This window comes from Streptomyces sp. NPDC014733 (assembly GCF_043083385.1).
Classification (GTDB): Bacteria; Actinomycetota; Actinomycetes; order Streptomycetales; family Streptomycetaceae; genus Streptomyces.
The window spans coordinates 402,174-417,318 of record NZ_JBIBYO010000003.1 but is presented as its reverse complement, the minus strand read 5'-3'; the positions used below and the strand labels follow the sequence as shown (position 1 = coordinate 417,318).

Annotated in this window: 15 protein-coding genes; 11 read left to right on the top strand and 4 right to left on the bottom strand. The window is 73.4% G+C overall.

All coding sequences use genetic code 11. The annotated features are described in order from the left end of the window. Positions 1-14 precede the first annotated feature (14 nt). Entirely contained in the window at positions 15-695 is a 681-nt protein-coding gene (gene rpe / locus ACF1BH_RS10080; RefSeq protein ID WP_391641936.1) for a ribulose-phosphate 3-epimerase, read from the bottom strand. 194 nt (positions 696-889) lie between these two features. On the opposite strand from rpe, the gene ACF1BH_RS10075 reads away from it, so the two are divergent. After that, positions 890-2,335, top strand: a complete 1,446-nt coding sequence (locus ACF1BH_RS10075; RefSeq protein ID WP_391641935.1) for a glyceraldehyde-3-phosphate dehydrogenase — start codon at positions 890-892, stop codon at positions 2,333-2,335. A 244-nt stretch (positions 2,336-2,579) separates the two neighbouring features. Here the strand turns inward: ACF1BH_RS10075 and ACF1BH_RS10070 are convergent, their stop codons facing one another. Continuing rightward, positions 2,580-4,013 (bottom strand): RsmB/NOP family class I SAM-dependent RNA methyltransferase, encoded by a 1,434-nt coding sequence (locus tag ACF1BH_RS10070; RefSeq protein ID WP_391641934.1) that lies wholly within the window; start codon positions 4,011-4,013, stop codon positions 2,580-2,582. A gap of 166 nt (positions 4,014-4,179) precedes the next feature. Continuing rightward, complete coding sequence (gene fmt / locus ACF1BH_RS10065) at positions 4,180-5,118, bottom strand: methionyl-tRNA formyltransferase (RefSeq protein ID WP_391641933.1); 939 nt, start codon at positions 5,116-5,118, stop codon at positions 4,180-4,182. 321 nt (positions 5,119-5,439) lie between these two features. Here fmt and ACF1BH_RS10060 point away from each other — a divergent pair, with 321 nt between their 5' ends. Continuing rightward, a complete protein-coding gene (locus ACF1BH_RS10060) occupies positions 5,440-5,982 on the top strand; it encodes a hypothetical protein (RefSeq protein WP_391641932.1) in 543 nt (180 codons plus the stop codon). Positions 5,983-6,112: 130 nt separating this feature from the next. On the opposite strand, the gene ACF1BH_RS10055 is transcribed toward ACF1BH_RS10060, so the two are convergent. Next, positions 6,113-8,248, bottom strand: a complete 2,136-nt coding sequence (locus ACF1BH_RS10055) for a primosomal protein N' (RefSeq protein ID WP_391641931.1) — start codon at positions 8,246-8,248, stop codon at positions 6,113-6,115. 622 nt (positions 8,249-8,870) lie between these two features. Here ACF1BH_RS10055 and ACF1BH_RS10050 point away from each other — a divergent pair. The 9 genes from ACF1BH_RS10050 to ACF1BH_RS10010 all read left to right on the top strand — a co-directional run bounded on the left by ACF1BH_RS10050 (position 8,871) and on the right by ACF1BH_RS10010 (position 15,123). Further along, positions 8,871-9,770, top strand: coding sequence for a diiron oxygenase (locus tag ACF1BH_RS10050; RefSeq protein WP_030278609.1), 900 nt, complete (start codon positions 8,871-8,873; stop codon positions 9,768-9,770). A gap of 19 nt (positions 9,771-9,789) precedes the next feature. Continuing rightward, complete coding sequence (locus ACF1BH_RS10045; protein ID WP_391641930.1) at positions 9,790-10,611, top strand: aminoacyl--tRNA ligase-related protein; 822 nt, start codon at positions 9,790-9,792, stop codon at positions 10,609-10,611. A gap of 75 nt (positions 10,612-10,686) precedes the next feature. After that, positions 10,687-10,929 carry a hypothetical protein gene (locus ACF1BH_RS10040; RefSeq protein ID WP_030278607.1) on the top strand — a complete coding sequence of 81 codons (243 nt, stop codon included), beginning with the start codon at positions 10,687-10,689 and terminating at the stop codon, positions 10,927-10,929. Continuing rightward, on the top strand, positions 10,926-11,561 hold the full coding sequence (locus ACF1BH_RS10035) for a maleylpyruvate isomerase family mycothiol-dependent enzyme (protein WP_391641929.1): 636 nt from the start codon (positions 10,926-10,928) through the stop codon (positions 11,559-11,561). Before ACF1BH_RS10040 ends, ACF1BH_RS10035 begins: the two co-directional genes overlap by 4 nt. Before the next feature lie 7 nt (positions 11,562-11,568). After that, positions 11,569-12,030 carry a MaoC family dehydratase gene (locus ACF1BH_RS10030; RefSeq protein ID WP_391641928.1) on the top strand — a complete coding sequence of 154 codons (462 nt, stop codon included), beginning with the start codon at positions 11,569-11,571 and terminating at the stop codon, positions 12,028-12,030. 67 nt (positions 12,031-12,097) lie between these two features. Continuing rightward, the gene (locus ACF1BH_RS10025) at positions 12,098-12,949 is read left to right on the top strand and encodes an SAM-dependent methyltransferase (RefSeq protein ID WP_391641927.1); all 852 of its coding nucleotides are present in this window, start codon (positions 12,098-12,100) and stop codon (positions 12,947-12,949) included. Beyond that, complete coding sequence (locus ACF1BH_RS10020) at positions 12,946-13,704, top strand: PIG-L deacetylase family protein (protein WP_391641926.1); 759 nt, start codon at positions 12,946-12,948, stop codon at positions 13,702-13,704. Before ACF1BH_RS10025 ends, ACF1BH_RS10020 begins: the two co-directional genes overlap by 4 nt. Before the next feature lie 13 nt (positions 13,705-13,717). Continuing rightward, on the top strand, positions 13,718-14,668 hold the full coding sequence (locus ACF1BH_RS10015) for an EamA family transporter (protein ID WP_391641925.1): 951 nt from the start codon (positions 13,718-13,720) through the stop codon (positions 14,666-14,668). Between the two features lie 5 nt (positions 14,669-14,673). Further along, positions 14,674-15,123, top strand: a complete 450-nt coding sequence (locus ACF1BH_RS10010) for a PPC domain-containing DNA-binding protein (protein ID WP_391642200.1) — start codon at positions 14,674-14,676, stop codon at positions 15,121-15,123. Positions 15,124-15,145: the final 22 nt, after the last annotated feature.

Here is a 15,145-nt window from a genome sequence, read left to right as displayed (position 1 = left end):
GCCCGCCGCGGGGATCAGTGGGCGCAGCCCCAGCCCGCCGGGGTCGCGGCCACGGCCTGCTCCCGCAGCTCACGGACGGCCTTGGCCGGGTCGTCGGCGCCGTAGACGGCGGATCCGGCGACGAAGACGTCGGCGCCGGCCTCGGCGCACCGCTCGATGGTGGACGCCGACACCCCGCCGTCCACCTGGAGCCACATCTGGAGCCCGTGGCGGGAGATCAGCTCACGGGTGCGGCGGATCTTCGGCAGCATGATGTCGAGGAACGCCTGGCCGCCGAAGCCCGGCTCCACGGTCATGATCAGCACCATGTCCAGCTCGGGCAGCAGGTCCTCGTACGGCTCGATCGGCGTGGCCGGCTTGAGGGCCATGGACGCCCGCGCGCCCTGCGCCCGGATCTCCCGCGCCAGCCGGACGGGGGCGGCCGCCGCCTCCGCGTGGAAGGTCACCGAGCCCGCGCCCGCCTCGACGTACTGCGGTGCCCACCGGTCCGGGTCCTCGATCATCAGATGGAGGTCGAGCGGGGTGTCCGTCGCGCGGCTCAGCGACTCGACGACCGGCACCCCGAGCGTGAGATTGGGCACGAAGTGGTTGTCCATCACGTCGACATGGAGCCAGTCGGCGCCCTCGACGGCGCGCGCTTCCTCGGCGAGCCGGGAGAAGTCCGCTGACAGGATGCTGGGGTTGATCAAGGCCATGTGACCAGTATGGCCTGCCCTTCGCGGGGGCTTCGCGGGGTGGCCCCGGGCCGCCCCGGGACGGGCCGCGGGCCGAGGTCACGCGGGCGCGGGCCGGGCCCGTCCGCCCCGCTCCCCTCGGACACCGGCCGGAGTACCGGAAATGCGTCGGGTTAGCATATGAGCACCGCCTAGCTCGATCGAGAGATAAGCCTGTGACTGTCAACGACGACTCGTTCACCAACTGGAAGAACCGCGAGGAGATCGCGGAGTCGATGATCCCGATCATCGGGAAGCTGCACCGCGAGCGGGACGTGACCGTCCTGCTGCACAGCCGCTCCTTGGTGAACAAGTCGGTGGTCAGCATCCTCAAGACCCACCGCTTCGCCCGGCAGATCGCCGGTGAGGAGCTGTCGGTCACCGACACCCTGCCGTTCCTCCAGGCGCTCACCACGCTCGACCTCGGCCCCTCCCAGATCGACCTCGGCATGCTCGCCGCGACGTACAAGGCCGACGAGCGCGGCCTGAGCGTCGAGGAGTTCACCGCCGAGGCGGTCGCCGGCGCCACCGGCGCCAACAAGATCGAGTGCCGCGAGGGCCGGGACGTCGTCCTCTACGGCTTCGGCCGCATCGGCCGCCTCGTCGCCCGCCTGCTCATCGAGAAGGCCGGCTCCGGCAACGGTCTGCGGCTGCGCGCCATCGTCGTGCGCGGCGGCGGCGCCGACGACCTGGTCAAGCGCGCCTCGCTGCTGCGGCGCGACTCCATCCACGGTCAGTTCCAGGGCACGATCACCGTGGACGAGGCGAACGGCACCATCGTCGCCAACGGCAACGAGATCAAGGTGATCTACGCCAACGACCCGTCCGAGATCGACTACACCGCGTACGGCATCAAGGACGCCATCCTCATCGACAACACCGGCAAGTGGCGCGACCGCGAGGGGCTCTCGAAGCACCTGCGCCCCGGTGTCGACAAGGTCGTCCTGACCGCCCCGGGCAAGGGCGACGTCCCGAACATCGTCCACGGCGTCAACCACGACATGATCAAGCCGGACGAGCAGATCCTGTCCTGCGCCTCCTGCACCACCAACGCGATCGTCCCGCCGCTGAAGGCGATGGAGGACGAGTACGGCGTGGTGCGCGGCCACGTCGAGACCGTCCACTCGTTCACCAACGACCAGAACCTGCTGGACAACTACCACAAGTCGGAGCGGCGCGGCCGTTCGGCGCCGCTCAACATGGTGATCACGGAGACGGGCGCCGCCTCCGCCGTCGCCAAGGCGCTGCCCGACCTGAAGGCGAAGATCACCGGCAGCTCGATCCGGGTGCCCGTGCCGGACGTCTCCATCGCGATCCTCAACCTCCAGCTGGCCCGTGAGACCACCCGCGAGGAGGTCCTCGACCACCTCCGCGAGGTCTCGCTGACCTCCCCGCTGAAGCGTCAGATCGACTTCACCAGCGCCCCCGACGCCGTCTCGAACGACTTCATCGGCTCGCGCCACGCCTCGATCGTCGACGCCGGCGCCACCAAGGTCGAGGGCGACAACGCCATCCTCTACCTCTGGTACGACAACGAGTTCGGCTACTCCTGCCAGGTCATCCGCGTCGTGCAGTACGTCTCCGGCGTCGAGTACCCGACGTACCCGGCCCCGGCGGCCTGAGCACCCACCGCCTGCACACGGCGGAGCGGCCGGCGAGCGGCCGTGGCCGGTACCTGACCCCCTACGGGATCGGGCACCGGCCACGGCGGCCGCCGGCCGCGGGCGCTTCCGGGGCGCGCCCGGACCGGCCACTCCGTCGAGGGCCGGCCGACGACCGGCACACCGCCGCAGCACCCGGAGGCGGACGCGGTCCCCGGGCGGGCCGCTGCCCCGGGACCGCGCTGAGCCGCGATGGGCGGACCGCTCAGGCGGTACGCCGCAGAAGCGCCAGGTACATCGCGTCCGTGCCGTGCAGATGCGGCCACAGCTGGACGTCGGGGCCGTCGCCCAGCGCCGGGACGCCGGGCATCAGCGGGCGGGCGTCGACCCACTCGGCGCCGACCGGGACACCGCCGCGGCCCTTGAGGACGTCGTCGACGACGGCGCGGGTCTCGGCGAGGTGCGGCGAGCAGGTCGCGTAGCCGACGACGCCGCCGACCCGGACGGCGGCCAGCGCCTGACGCAGCAGCTCCCGCTGGAGCGGCGCGAAGCCGTCCAGGTCCTCGGGGCGGCGGCGCCAGCGGGCCTCGGGGCGGCGGCGGAGCGCGCCCAGGCCGGTGCACGGCACATCGACCAGCACCCGGTCGAAGGCGCCGGGCCGCCACGCGGGGCGGGTGCCGTCGGCGGCGATCACGGTGTACGGGCCCGGGTTGCCGGCCAGGGAGCGGGCCACCAGACCGGCGCGGTGCGGCTGCTTCTCGGAGGCGAGCAGCGCCGCCCCGCGCTCCGCGGCCAGCGCCGCCAGCAGCGCGGCCTTGCCACCGGGACCGGCGCAGCCGTCCAGCCAGCGCCGGTCGTCGCCCTCGACGGGCGCGTTGGCCAGCGCCAGGGCGACCAGCTGACTGCCCTCGTCCTGCACCCCGGCGCGGCCCTCGCGCACCGCGTCCAGCGCCCCCGGCTCACCGCCCTCGGCCAGCCGGACCGCGTACGGCGACCAGCGGCCGGGCAGCGCGCGGTCCTCGCCCGCCGCGGTCAGCAGCTCCTCGGCGGTGGACCGGCCGGGGCGGGCGACCAGGGTGACCTCGGGCCGTTCGTTGTCGGCCTCCAGCAGGTCCTCGATGCCCGCGCGGCCGCCGCCGAGCGCGTCCCACAGGGCGGAGACGATCCAGCGGGGGTGGGCGTGGACCAGGCCGAGGTGCTCCTCGGCGTCCTCGTCGTAGTCGGGGGCGATCCGCTCCAGCCAGGCGTCCATGTCGTGCGCCGCGACCTTGCGCAGCACCGCGTTGACGAACTTCGCACGGCCGTCGCCGAGCACCACCCGGGCCAGCTCCACGCTGGCGCTGACCGCCGCGTGGGTGGGGATACGGGTGCCGAGCAGCTGGTGGGCGCCGAGGGTGAGGACGTCGAGGACCGGCGGGTCGACCTCGCGCAGCGGGCGGTCCACGCACTGCGCGACGATCGCGTCGTAGGTGCCCTGGCGGCGCAGTGTGCCGTAGACCAGCTCGGTGGCGAGCGCCGCGTCCCGGCTGTCGAAGTCCGGGTTCTCGCGTGCCTTGCGCAGCAGCGGCGGCAGGACGAGGTTGGCGTAGGCGTCCCGCTCGTCGACGGCCCGCAGCGCCTCGAACGCGAGGATCCGGACCGGGTCCTTCTGCGGACGGCGGTAGGGCTTGCTGGGACGGCGACGCGGCTGCTGGCTCACGAAAAGGTGCTCCGGAAACGAGAGGGGAAGGCGAGCGGAAAGGGTGTGTGACCAGCGTACGCGCGGTGCAGGGAGCCCGGTGCGGCGGCGGCCGTCGTCCCGGTGGCCCGCCACCGGGACGACGGCCGCCGTCCCGGTGCCGGGGCGGCCCCCGGCACCGGTCGCGCTACTCCCCGATGACCTCGCCCGCCTCGATGCGGACGCCACGCGCCCAGTCGGCGCCCTTCATCGGCTTCTTGCCCTGCGGCTGGACCCACAGCAGCTCGACGGCGTGGCTGCCGGTGCCGACGTACACCGCCTTCTTCGTGACGGCCAGTTCCCCGGGGGCGAGGTGCAGATCGGCGTCCGGGCCGACGGACGCGGTGGCCATCAGCTTCAGGCGCTCGCCGCGGAAGAGTGTCCAGGCGCCGGGGGACGGCGCACAGCCGCGGACCACCCGCTCCACCCGCAGCGCGGGCGCCGACCAGTCCACCCGGGCGTCCTCGACCTCGATCTTCGGGGCGAGCGAGACGCCCTCGGCGGGCTGCGGGACGGCGTGCAGGGTGCCGTCCTGGATACCGTCCATCGTCGCGGCGAGCAGCCCGGCGCCGGCGAAGGCGAGGCGGGTCAGCAGGTCACCGGCGGTGTCGGTGGGACGGATCTCCTCGGTGAGCATGCCGAAGACCGGACCGGAGTCGAGCCCCTTCTCGATCTGGAAGGTGGAGGCGCCGGTGACCTCGTCCCCGGCGAGCACCGCATGCTGCACGGGAGCGGCGCCGCGCCAGGCCGGGAGCAGCGAGAAGTGGAGGTTGACCCAGCCCTTGGCGGGGACGTCCAGCGCGGACTGCGGCAGCAGCGCGCCGTAGGCGACGACCGGGCAGCAGTCGGGGGCGATCTCCCGCAGCCGGGCCAGGAACTCGGGGTCGCCGGGCTTCGCGGGCTTGAGCACCTCGATGCCGGCCTCCTCGGCCCGCTCGGCGACGGGGCTCGCGACCAGCCGCCGGCCGCGGCCGGCCGGGGCGTCCGGCCGGGTCACCACGGCCACCACCTCATGCTGGTCCGAGGCGATCAGGGCATCCAGGGCAGGTACGGCGACCTCGGGGGTACCGGCGAAGACGAGCCTCATGGGTGGCGCACTACCTCTCACACGCTGCGGAACGGCGCACCAGTCTACGGCCGGGCGCCGCCTCCCCCGGGTGCGCGGGGCCCGGACCGGCGCCGGGCGCCCCCGCCCGCGCGCCGCGCGGTGGCGGGCCGGTGCCGCGCTGGTCCGTCCGGGGGCGTGCGGGGCGCGCCGCGCCGTCCTGACGAGCCGTTACGCCCCCACACCGTGACCAGAGGCGCCGCTGTCGCGTTGGTCAAACAGCATTGACCATCCCCACCCGGGCCGCAGGCGCGGCCCACCCTTGTCATCTTCCCTTTCCACGCCGGTTCGAGAGGCTTTCACATGGCCGACCACGCAACCCACGACGCCCAGGCGCGCGCCAGCCTGCATCTCCTGGTACGCGACATCGAGCGGGTACGCCGGCAGGTGGACGCGTTGCGCACCCTGACCGCACAGCTCGGCAACGTCTACCGGCCGCGCCGCACCGGCCCCTCCGCCGGATTCGTCGTCTACGGCCGCGCGCCCGCCCCCACGGTCCGCCTCGCCCAGGAGCTGCGGGACAGCGTCGAGACGCTTGTCACGGCCGCCGTCGACTTCGACCGTTCGCTGGGCTTCTCCTGGGACGCGGTGGGCTCCGCGCTCGGCGTCACCAAGCAGGCGGTGCACCGCCGTTACGGCGGCCGCCGGGCCGCGCAGCACACCGCCGAGGGCGCCGACGCCGCCCACCGCTCCCCCGAGGCGACCACCTCCCGCGCGGTGGCCGTCGCCGCGGGCCTGCCCGGCACGCCGTCGGTGCCCGCGGCCCGCCAGATGCCCGCGCAGCCCGCCACCGCCCCGCACGAGGAGCCCCGGACCGGCGCGTTCCCCGCACCGCGCAACGGCTGACGCCGCCCCTTCCCGGCCGACGGGCGCCCGGCGTGCCCCGGAGCGCCCTGCGCCCGCGGGCCGGGGTGCGCGAGACCGGCCGACGGCGGTGCGCCACGCGCCCGCGGGCCGGCGCCGCGGCGGGCAGCGGTCATCCCAGGTCGGGCGGGTCGATCCGGACCCGGACCGCCTCCCCCTCCCGCTTGACCAGGCGGGCCGCGCGGGCCGTCTTCAGGGCCGCCGCCAGCGCCGCGCCCTGACCGGGCCGGACGCGGACCAGCGCCCGCTCCCAGCTCTCCCCCGGCGGCGGATCGCCGGGCCGGCGCGGCCGCCCGGGGTCGGCGACCGGCAGCGGCACCGGACCCAACACCTCTGCTCCCGGCGGGAGTTCGGCGGATTCCAGCAGCGCGGCGACGTCGTCGGGGCGGCCGGCGACCGCCGCCATCCGGGAGACCGGCGGGAAGCCCAGCTCGGCCCGCTCCGCCAGCTCGCGGACGGCGTGGCCCACCGGATCCCAGCGCACCAGCGCCTGCACCGGCCGCAGCGTCGGCTCCGCGATCACCGCGACCGTGCCGCCCGCCTCCTGGCCGCGGACCAGCGAGGCGGCGGTCAGCCAGCGGCGCAACGCCTCCTCGCCCGCGCGCAGATCCGGGCGGCCGAGCAGCGCCCAGCCGTCCAGCAGCAGCCCTGCGGCGTACCCGGGGCCCTCCGCCACCGGCTCGGCGCCCGGGGTGGAGACCACCAGTGCGGGGGCGTCCGGCACCGTCGTCAGTACGTGGTCGCGGCCCGAGGTGCGGACGGGGACGGCGGGGAACGCCCGGCCCAGCTCCTCGGCCGTGCGCCGGGCGCCGACCACCTGGGCGCGCAGCCGGGCGCCGCCGCACTCCGCGCAGTGCCAGTCCGCCTCCGCCCGTCCGCACCAGGCGCACACCAGGTCGTCGGCGCCGGGCGACTCCAGCGGGCCCGCGCAGGCGCGGCAGCGGGCCGGGGTGCGGCAGCGGGCGCAGGCCAGCCGGGGGGCGTAGCCGCGCCGGGGCACCTGGACGAGGACCGGGCCGTGCTTGAGCCCTTCGCGCACCACCTGCCACGCCATCGTCGGCAACCGGGCCGCACGGGCCGCCTCGTCGCGTGCCTCGTCGCCCTCGCCGACGGTGCGGATGCGGGGGGCGGCGGCGCGGACCCGCTCGCGGTCGGCGGTCAGCGGGCGCGCCCAGCCCGTCTCGACCAGCTGCGCCGCCTCGACCGTGCAGCTCACGCCGCCGAGCAGGAACCCGGCCCGCTCCCCCACGGCGCGCTGGATCAGCACCTCGCGGGCGTGCGGCTGCGGGGCGTGCGGATCGCTGAGCGCGGCGTCGCCGTCGTCCCAGAGGGCGACCAGGCCGAGGCGGTCGACGGGGGCGAACATCGCGGCGCGGGTGCCGATCACGGCGCGCACCGAGCCGCGGCTGACGGCGAGCCAGCGGCGGTAGCGCTCCTCGGGCCCGGCGTCGGCGGTGAGCAGGACGTGGCGGCCGGAGCCGACGAGGGCGGTGAGCGCGGCGTCCACCCGGGCGGCGGCCCGGCCGTCGGGCACCACGATCAGTGCGCCGCGGCCGCCGGCGAGCGTGGCGGCGGCGGCGCGGGCCAGTTCGTCGGGCCAGGTGGTGCCGGGCAGCGCCGTCCACACCGCGCGCGGCGCGTCCCCCCGCGTCAGCGCGGCGAGGAAGCCGGGACCGGCCGCGTACCGCTGCCAACTCCCCGGCTCCGGCGGGGAGTTGGGGGGAAGCGGGGGCGGTGACTCCTTGGCCTCGGCGCGGGCGCGGCGGGGCGGGACGGCGAGCTGGACGACGTCGGCGAGGCTGCCGGCGTAGCGGTCGGCGACGGCGCGGCACAGGGCGAGCAGCCCGGGGGTGAGCACCGGCTCCGGGGAGAGGACCTGGGCGAGCGGGGCGAGGACGCCGCGGAAGTCGCTCTCCGCGACGCGGTCGACGATGAAGCCGCTGACCAGCTTGCCGCCCTCGCGCCGGCCGCCCTTCTCCCCCGCCCCGAAGCGGACGCGCACCCGGACCCCGGGGCGTGCCTCGGCGTCCATGGCGGCGGGGACGACGTAGTCGAAGTAGCGGTCGAGGTGGACGAGGCCCTTGTCGACGAGGACGCGGGCGACGGGCAGCTCGGCGGCGGGCTCGGCGCCGCGCCAGGTGCGCGGCTTGGCGCGGATCGCCTTCGTCTCCCGCACGCTCGCCCGGATGAGGGCCAGCTGCTCGCCCGCATCCGCCCCTGCCCCCTGGCGCCCGTCTTCCCTGCTCACGGCATCCAGTCTTAGCAGACACCACCGACAACGGCGGGTGCGTGCGCCCGCCCCGGAGCGCGGGCGACGGCGGGGTGCCGCCGGTGTCACCGCCCCGCCGCGGGTCCTCGCGCGCGGGCCCGCGCCCGGGCGCCCGCGGCATCGGTTCACACACAGGAGCGAATTCGAGTCGTTCCCCGGCGCCGGAAACACGAGCTGGCCGACCCCCGCCCACGGAAATCACCAGGCAGAGGGCGTGCGGCGCTCCTGCGAAGTCGGCCGGAAATGACGCAACGCACCTCTGGGGAGACTTACCGCACAGACAGCCGCTTCATACTGCCGAAATACTGCTGCAATATTCGTCGCGGCTTGTAAGGAGGTAACTGCCTCAGCAGCATCGACACAAACGGAAGGCGCCCTTCCCCTTCTTTTCATCAGGGGATCTGGCCTAATAGCGAGGCAGAGCGCTAAAGTCTCCGGCGGGCATTCGACGCCACCGACTCCCCGCCGTCCGACCGCCGTTACCTCCCCGTACGCATTCCCACCCCCACTTCCCCATTACGGCCACCGAGCCGACCGATCACACCGGGCGGCCCCCTGTCCGCCGCGGTCCCGCTTTCACCGATCGTCGAAAGGGAATTGAATGCTGTCGACCACCACGCCCAGACCAGAGCGGGAACAGCGTTTCGTCGAGATACTCCAGCGACTCGTCGACAAGTCGGTCGACGAGTACTACAACCCGTACCGCGAGTTCGACTGGCCCGAGACGCTGCCGTCCGAAATGATGTGGATGAGTGACGACCTCACCTCCACCTACGGCACGGAAATTGTGAACGAGCTCACCGAGGCGCAGCGGCAGCAACTCTCGCGCTGGGAGAGCATCAATTTCTACAGCCTGAACGTCGAAGGCATCCGGGAACTCCTGGTGGAGGTGGTGCGCCGCATCCACACCCGCGGGTTCGAGATACCGTCGGACTTCTTCCACCACTTCGTCGGCGAAGAGAACGAACACATGTGGTTCTTCGCCGAATTCTGTCTGCGCTACGGCGGGAAGATCTACTCGGGGCCGAAGCTGAACTCCATCGCCCACGAGGACCCCCGCGTCGAGAACCTTCTGGTGTTCTGCCGGGTGCTCCTCTTCGAGGAGATCGTCGACCACTACAACATGCGCATGGCCGGCGACACCTCACTCCACGAGACGATCCGCCAGGTCAACCGCGTGCACCACGAGGACGAGTCCCGGCACATCGCCTTCGGCCGGGAGCTGGTTTCCCTGCTCCACGCCGACCTCGTCGGAGACCTCACCCCCGGGCAGCGCGAGGAGATCGAGCAGTACCTCAAGCGCTACATCGCCTTCAGTCTGCGCGCTTTCTACAATCCGCAGATCTACCGCGACGCCGGAATTCCCGACCCGCTCGGATTCCGGGAAAGGCTTCTCGCCGAGCCCTCGCGCCGGGATGCCGAACGCCGCGCCGTGCGCAAGCCGCTGGCTTTCATGTGCAAGACCGGCATCTTCGCCGACGACGTCCTGCCCGGCATCTGAGCGGGCGGGAGGCCATTTCATGGAACCCAACGGACTGCTGTTCCTGCGCGCCGACGAAGCCGCCGCGCTCCACCGCCTCGACCGCACCTTCGCCGAATGGGGCACCGCCCGCGGCGCCGAGCCCGTCGTCGGGCCGGCCCTGCTCCCGGTAGCCGGTCTGGCCAAGCTCGACTACTACCAGAACTTCCCCCACCAGGCGCTGACCGTCAGCAGCCTGGACCTGGAGCGGCGCCCCCAGGGCGAGGCGGCGACGGCGACCACCGCCTTCCCGCCCGACCAGCTCCTGCCCGCCGAGGTCGCCCCGCCGCCCGCCACCTGCTACGCCGTCTACCTCGGCCTGGAGGGCACGGAGCTGGAGCGGGACACCCTGGTCACCCTCGTCGGGCGGTGCTTCCGCCGCGAGGAGAAGTACACCGGGCTGCGCCGGCTGCTCGGCTTCCACATGCGCGAGATCGTCGCGCTGGGCAGCCAGGAGTTCGTCGAGGACCACCTGGAACGCTCCTCGCGGCGCATCCTCGCCTTCGCCGAGGCCCTCGGCCTGGAGATGCGCAAGGAGCCCGCGTCCGACCCGTTCTTCGACGGCGAGGGGCCGCGCGCCAAGCTCCAGATGCTGTCGCCGGTGAAGTACGAATTCCTCGTCGGCGACCTCGCCATCGGCTCCGTGAACAAGCACCGCAACTTCTTCGGCGAGCGCTGCGACATCCGCATCGCCGGCACCGGCCGACCGGTGTTCACCAGCTGTGTCGCCTTCGGCCTGGAGCGCTGGCTCGCCGTGCTGCACGAGAAGCACGGCGACTGGGCGGCCGTCGCCACGGCCCTCGACAAGGCCGCCGTCGCCTGATCCGCCGCGCGGGCACCTCCGCCCGCCGCGTCCGCTCTTCCTTCCCCCGCCCCACACCCTTCGAAGGAGTCCGCCATGCAGTCCGCCACCGACCAGATCAAACAGTGGATCCTCGACCGGCACGCCGAGGTCAGCGACATCGAGCCGGACTTCGACCTGCTGGAGAGCCGTCTGATCGACTCCCTCGCGTTCGTCGAGTTCATGGTCCTGGTCTCCCGCCTCAGCGGTGAGGACATCGACATGGAGAGCATCGACATCGACGACTTCCGCACCCTGCGCCGGATCGAGGCACGCTACTTCGGGGCGGGGGTGCGATGACGCCCGCCGCCACCGATGTGGTGCTGCGCGCCGAGCGCGACACCCTCGTACCGCGGCTGCGCACCCTGCCCGAGGCCGATCTGAAGCGCCCCACGGTCTGCTCCGCCTGGACGGTCCGCGACATCGTCGCGCACTGCGGCGCCGCCCTCACCGGCCTCGCCGCGGGGCCCGCGTACCGCGCCAGCCACGAGCAGAACCAACGGGACGTCGAGGAGCGCCGCTCCTGGCCGCTCAAGCAGGTCATCGACGAGTTCGACCAGGGCCTCGCGGACGCCGGCCCGGCGATCCGGGCCGCGGGCGGCGCCAAGGACCTGGCGGCGCTCGGCACCTGGATCCACGGCGGCGACGTCCGCGACGCGATCGGCCTGGACGACCCGTACCACAGCCGTGGCCACCAGGCGGCGCTCACGCTGCTCGGCCGCTGCGACCGCGTGGTGCGCACCCCTCTGGTGGAGATCCAGCTGCCCACCCGGCGGCTCACGCTGGGGACCGCCGTGCCCGGGCGGCCCACGGCGCAGCTGACCGCGGACGTCCCGGACGTCCTGCGGCTCTACACCGGGCGCCCGGTGGACCCGGACCGCTACCGGCTGTCCGGCGCCACGCCCGAAGAACTCGTCAGCGCGGAATGGTGAGGTGGCCGTGAGCACCCGGTATCTGGAGGACTTCCCCGTCGGAGAGGTCTACGACCTCGGCGAGGTGAAGGTGACGGAGGAAGAGGTGCTGTCCTTCGGACGCGCCTACGATCCGCAGCCGTTCCACATCGACCCCGAGCGCGCCGGCGAGTCGCACTTCGGCGGCCTCGTCGCCAGCGGCTGGCTGACCGCCTCGCTCTTCATGCGCCGCTACGTCGAGGAGATCCTCGCCGACTCCGCCGGCGAGGGCTCGCCGGGCGTGGACGAGCTCCGCTTCCACCGGCCGGTGCGCCCCGGCGACGTACTGCGGGCGCGTCTGACGGTGCTGGGCGTGGCTCCCGTACTGCACAGCAAGCAATCCGGAATACTGCGCCCGCGGTGCGAACTCCTCGACGAGGAGGGCACGGTGGTCTTCAGCATGGTGCTGCACAGCATCTTCCGCCGCAGACCCGCCGGGCAGGACACATGAACCGGACCTCCGGCACCGGCGGACACCCCGCGCCGGCCAGCCGTCGCCCCGAGAGGAGTAACCGCTCATGACGAGCGCGGAAATGCAGATGGAGCCGGTGTCCCGGACCGCACAGTGGACGGCCGCCGCACGTGCCCTGGAGTCCGAGCGCCCGGACCGTATCTTCGACGACCCGCTGGCCCGCGCCGTCGCCGGGGACACCGGCTTCGCGCTGCTGGAGCGGTACCGCGGCTCGGCCGTCGCGCCCTTCGTCCTGGTCCGCACCCGCTACCTCGACGACGCCCTCGTCCGCGCCGTGCGCGAGCGCGGGCTGCGCCAGGTGGTCTCCGTGGCCGCCGGGATGGACATGCGCTCCGCCCGGCTGACCTGGCCCGACGGCGTCACCCTCTACGAACTCGACCGCCCGGCGCTGCTCGACGCCAAGGCCGAACTCCTCGCCGAGCACGGCGTCGACACCTCCGGCGGACCGCACCGCCGCGCCGTCGCGGTGGACCTCGCCGAGCAGTGGCAGGACGAGCTGCACGCCGCCGGGTTCGACCCGGAGCAGCCCACCTTGTGGGTGGCCGAGGGGCTCTTCTTCTTCCTCCCGGAGGACGTCGTACGGCGGCTGCTGGGCACGCTGCGGGAGCTGTCCGCGCCCGGCTCCGTCCTCCTCGGCGACATGACGAGCCGCACCACCCTCACCAACCCGCTCGCCCGCGGCTTCCTCGACATCCTGGCCGAGGACGGCAACCCCTGGCTCTTCGGCACCGACACCCCCGAGGAGTTCCTGCCCGACTGCGGCTGGTCGGTCACCGACCTCAAGCAACCGGGCGAGGACGGCGCCGACTTCGGGCGCTGGCCGCACCCGGTGCCGCCCCGCACGATGACCGGCGTGCCCCGGTCGTTCCTCTTCACCGCCGAGGTGCGCACGGCGTGAGCGGTACGGATTCCCCGGACGGAGCGCTGCGGGTGCTGGCCGTCGCGGCCCACCCCGACGACACGGACTTCACCGCCGGCGGCACCGTCGCGTCCTGGACGGCCGCGGGCGCCGAGGTGACGTATCTGGTCCTGACGGACGGCTCGGGCGGCGGCGAGGACCCGGCCGTCCCCCGCGCCGAACTCGCGGCGCGCCGGGAGCGGGAGCAGCGCGACGCCGCCGCCGTCCTCGGCGTCAAGGACGTCCTGTTCCTCGGCCACCAGGACGGGATGCTGCGGCCCGATGTCGCGCTGCGGCGGCAGATCGTCCGGGTGATCCGGCAGACCCGGCCGCACCGCGCGGTGATCCAGAGCCCGGAGATCAACTGGGCGTTCCTGCCCGATCTCCACCCCGATCACCGCGCGGCCGGGGAGGCGTCGCTGGCGGCGCTCTACCCGGACGCGCGCAATCCGCGGGCCTTCCCCGAGCTGCTGCTGGAGGAGGGTCTGGCGCCCTGGAGCGTCCCGGAGATATGGGTGACGACCGGGCCGCGCCCGGACACCCGGATCGATGTGACGGACACGTTCGAGCAGAAGCTCGCCGCGCTGCGCGCCCATGTCTCGCAGACCGCCCACCGCGACCGGCTCCGCGAGGACGTCCGCGCGAAGCTGGCCGGACAGGCGGCCCTCGGCGGGCTCGCCGCCGGCCGGCTCGCCGAGGCGTTCCAGGTCGTCCGCACCGACGCGGCCGCGCCCGCGGCCCCCTCACAACCCTGAAAGAGGAGCGTTCTTGCCACTGTCCAGATTCCTGGGTGCCGTCCTGGTGATGGTCATCTGGGGAGTGAACTTCGCCATCATCGATATCGGGCTGCGCTCGTTCGACCCCTATCTCCTGGCGTCGCTCCGCTTCCTGCTCGCGGCCGTCCCCGCGGTCTTCTTCTTCAAGCGGCCGAACGTGCCGTGGCGCTATCTCCTGCTGTACGGGGTGTTCTTCGGCATCGGCCAGTTCGGGCTGCTCTTCGCCGGGATGGACCTGGGCTTCTCGGCGGGTCTGGCCTCGGTCGTCATGCAGCTCCAGGCGTTCTGGACGATCGGCCTGGCGGCGGGGCTGATGGGCGAACGCGTCAGCCCCCGCTATCTGGTGGGGTTCGTGGTGGCGGCGGTCGGCATGGGGCTGGTCGCCGCCGTCACCGACGGTTCGGTCACCGCGGCCGGTACGGTCATGGTCGTCGGCGCCTCGCTGTCCTGGGCCGTCGCCAACCTGATCATCAAGAAGGCCAAGCCGGAGAACGCGCTGGCGTTCACGGTCTGGGCGAGCCTGGTGCCGCCGATCCCGATGTTCCTGCTGTCGCTGGGGCTCGGCGGCTGGGGCACCGTCGAGCACTCCTTCACCACCATGGGCTGGACCGGCCTCGGCTCGCTGCTCTACATGGTCTACCCGACGATCCTCTTCGGCTTCGCGCTCTGGGGCCATCTGATGCGTACCTACCGCACCTCCCGGGTCGCGCCGCTGACGCTGCTGGTGCCGATCTTCGGCATGGCGTCGTCGATGCTGCTTCTCGGTGAGCCCCTGGGCACGATGAAGGCCACGGCCATCACACTGGTGATCCTCGGGCTGGTCCTCAACCAGTTCGATGTGATCGGCAAGGTGCGCGCCCGGTGGGCCCTGCGCCACCCCGGGCCCGTGCCGAGCGCAGTCCCCGGCGGCGAGAAGCCCGCCGATGCCACGAAAGCGAGTTGACACCGATGCACATCCGGCTGCTGCACGACGACGCCAGGGCGCCCCGCCAGTTCGCCGTCGTCCTGGAAGCGGGCGACGAGGTGGTGCCCGCGCTGACGAAGTTCGCCGCGGAACAGCAGGTGACCGCGGGCTCCCTGACCGGGATCGGCGCGTTCCGCTCCGCCGGGCTGTCCCTGTTCGACCCGGTCGCCAAGGCGCACGTCCCGATCCCGGTGACCGAACACACCGAGGTGCTGGGTCTGACCGGCAACATCGCGCTCAAGGACGGTCTGCCGCACGTCCACGCCCATGTGGTGCTGGGCCGCCGCGACGGCACGACGGTCGGCGGCCACCTCCAGCAGGCCGTCGCCCACCCGGCGTTGGAGGTGTTCGTCACCGCGTACCCCACCGCGCTCACCCGGCAGCTCGACACCACGCTGGGACTACCCGTCATCGCATCCGATACGGACCGATAGCACGCTCCGGGAGGGAGCCCGC

Excerpts from the sequence above, each read along its gene's own strand:
- ACF1BH_RS10060 (WP_391641932.1), top strand. The coding sequence starts at position 5,440 with ATGGCCGACCACGCAACCCACGACGCCCAGGCGCGCGCCAGCCTGCAT.
- ACF1BH_RS10010 (WP_391642200.1), top strand. The coding sequence starts at position 14,674 with ATGCACATCCGGCTGCTGCACGACGACGCCAGGGCGCCCCGCCAGTTC.
- rpe (WP_391641936.1), bottom strand. The coding sequence starts at position 695 with ATGGCCTTGATCAACCCCAGCATCCTGTCAGCGGACTTCTCCCGGCTC.
- ACF1BH_RS10040 (WP_030278607.1), top strand. The coding sequence starts at position 10,687 with ATGCAGTCCGCCACCGACCAGATCAAACAGTGGATCCTCGACCGGCAC.
- ACF1BH_RS10045 (WP_391641930.1), top strand. The coding sequence starts at position 9,790 with ATGGAACCCAACGGACTGCTGTTCCTGCGCGCCGACGAAGCCGCCGCG.
- fmt (WP_391641933.1), bottom strand. The coding sequence starts at position 5,118 with ATGAGGCTCGTCTTCGCCGGTACCCCCGAGGTCGCCGTACCTGCCCTG.
- ACF1BH_RS10050 (WP_030278609.1), top strand. The coding sequence starts at position 8,871 with ATGCTGTCGACCACCACGCCCAGACCAGAGCGGGAACAGCGTTTCGTC.
- ACF1BH_RS10035 (WP_391641929.1), top strand. The coding sequence starts at position 10,926 with ATGACGCCCGCCGCCACCGATGTGGTGCTGCGCGCCGAGCGCGACACC.
- ACF1BH_RS10025 (WP_391641927.1), top strand. The coding sequence starts at position 12,098 with ATGACGAGCGCGGAAATGCAGATGGAGCCGGTGTCCCGGACCGCACAG.